At 65.1% G+C, this 1,761-nt stretch carries 1 protein-coding gene and 2 pseudogenes; all 3 read left to right on the top strand.

The features are described from left to right. Positions 1-630 (top strand): annotated as a pseudogene (locus DBR24_RS33105) (FAD-dependent oxidoreductase); the annotation flags it as partial. Then, positions 627-1,439 (top strand): aldo/keto reductase, encoded by an 813-nt coding sequence (locus tag DBR24_RS21050; protein WP_123470841.1) that lies wholly within the window; start codon positions 627-629, stop codon positions 1,437-1,439. The pseudogene DBR24_RS33105 and the gene DBR24_RS21050, both read left to right, overlap by 4 nt. Before the next feature lie 31 nt (positions 1,440-1,470). After that, positions 1,471-1,761, top strand: a pseudogene (locus tag DBR24_RS21045) (metal ABC transporter ATPase); the annotation flags it as partial.

Here is a 1,761-nt window from a genome sequence, read left to right as displayed (position 1 = left end):
GCGGGAGTGCTGGTCGGTCTGCAGGTCGACGGCCGCGAGATCCGCGCCCAGCGCATCGTCCTCAGCGCTGGCGCCGGTACCGCGCAACTGCTTGAGGCCCTGGGCCTGAGCCAGCCGGCCATGCAGCGCCGGCCGCTGCACATGATCATCGCCAAAGGCCCGGGGCTGAAACCGCTCTACGCCCATTGCCTGGGCGGCGGCACCAAGCCGCGCATCACCGTGACCACCCACCCGGCCGCTGACGGTCAGTGGGTCTGGTACATGGGCGGCGACATCGCCGAAAGCGAAGGTGTCGCCCGCGAGCCCGCCGAGCAGATCGCCACCGCGCAAAAGGAAATCGCGCAATTGCTACCGTGGATCGACCTCGGCACCACGCAATGGGCGACGCTGCGGGTCGACCGTGCCGAGCCGCTGCAAACCGGCCTGACACGTCCGGATAACGCGTTCCTCGCCGACGAGGGCCGCTTGCTGGTGGGCTGGCCGACGAAACTGGCACTGGCACCGGACTTTGCCGACCGCGTGATCGCCTCCTTGCAGCGCGACGGCATCCAGCCACATGCCACCGAACCCCTACCGGCACTGCCGAAACCACCGATGGGCATTGCTGCCTGGGAGCAACTGCTGCCATGAGTATCGCGACTCTGCATGATCTCCATCGCCCATTGGGCAGCACCGGCCTGACGGTTTCGCCGCTGGGCCTGGGCACGGTGAAACTGGGCCGCGACCAAGGCGTGAAATACCCCAACGGGTTCCAGATTCCCGATGACGAGGCTGCGCGCATGCTGCTCAGGCAGGCACGCGAGCTGGGCATCAACCTGATCGACACCGCGCCGGCTTACGGCCGCAGCGAAGAACGCCTCGGCCCGCTGCTGCGTGGCCAGCGCGAGGACTGGGTGATCGTCAGCAAGGTCGGCGAGGAATTTGCCGACGGCCTGTCGCGCCACGACTTCAGCGCGGCGCACACGCGAAGGTCAGTGGAACGCAGCCTGCAACGTCTGGAAACGGATTCTATCGACCTGGTCCTGGTGCACTCTGACGGCAATGACATGGCCATCCTCGAACACGAAGAGGTCTACGCCACGCTGGCGGCGCTCAAGGCCGAGGGCAAGATTCGCGGCTTCGGCTTCTCCGGCAAAACCGTCGAAGGCGGGCTCAAGGCGCTGGAGCAAGGGGACTGCGCGATGGTCACCTACAATCTGAACGAACAGAACGAGAAGGCAGTCATTGACTATGCTGCTGCCCACGGCAAAGCCATTCTGGTGAAGAAAGCCCTGGCCAGCGGCCACGTGTGCCTGAGCCCGGGAGTGGATCCGGTGCGTGCCAGCTTCGAGTTGCTGTTTGCGAAGCCTGGCGTGGCCAGTGCTATTGTCGGAACGATCAATCCGCTGCACCTCGCCCATAACGTTGCGACCGTTGCCCGGGTCCTTCGTGGTCACTGACGCCGCTTCGCGGCCTTAAGCAGGAGCCGATATGCCGCGCACGCTCATCAGAAAGAACCCGAGCAACTTCAAGACCCTGCCCCTGTTCGTCGAAGCCACGTCCGACGGCTTGGCCTATCAGAGCGTCGGCATGCCGCTGAACTTCGCCCAGACGTTGCAGCGACGCAAACCGGTGAGTGTCGCCGACACCGAACGCTTCTCGCTGGAGCTGGCCAATCTCGGGGTCTCGGTGCGCCTGACCCTGCACTGGCAGAATCGCGATTACTGGGTGCTGGTGCGCCAGCGGCGGCAGGATCGCGGCGACGTGGTACTGAAACTGATT

The sequence above is a fragment of the Pseudomonas sp. HMWF006 genome (assembly GCF_003061205.1).
In the GTDB taxonomy this organism is placed as follows: Bacteria; Pseudomonadota; Gammaproteobacteria; order Pseudomonadales; family Pseudomonadaceae; genus Aquipseudomonas; species Aquipseudomonas monsensis.
Note: the sequence above shows the minus strand (reverse complement) of the source record. Positions and strands in the feature narration are given on the sequence as shown.